This window comes from Bartonella sp. MR168JLCBS, from assembly GCF_042194175.1.
Window position 1 is genome coordinate 336 of sequence record NZ_JBHIMP010000531.1, and the last position, 265, is coordinate 600.

Sequence of the window (265 nt, forward strand, 5' to 3'; positions counted from 1 at the left end):
TTTTTGCTGCTCTCATATCTTTTTCAAATCAACTTAAGGCATATTTTTAAAAGTGAGCAGCCGATCTAACTGCGACAATGGTTGTACTGTCATCAAAATTGCTTTTGCTGCTTTTTCATCACGTTGCATTTGTGCAATTAGAGGTTCAAGTCCATCAAATTTTTCTTGTCCTCGTAAAAACTGTAAGAAAGAAACAGTGCAGCTTTCTCCATAAAGGTCGTCGCTAAAATCAAATAAATAGGTTTCCAAAAGCGGTGCTCCATCT

The 265-nt window shown here is 36.6% G+C and carries 1 protein-coding gene; it reads right to left on the reverse strand.

All coding sequences use genetic code 11. From position 1 onward, the window contains the following. Positions 1-33: 33 nt before the first annotated feature. Positions 34-265 (reverse strand): riboflavin kinase (locus tag ACFIK8_RS12450; protein WP_375669606.1); only part of this gene is annotated, 232 nt, incomplete at its 5' end.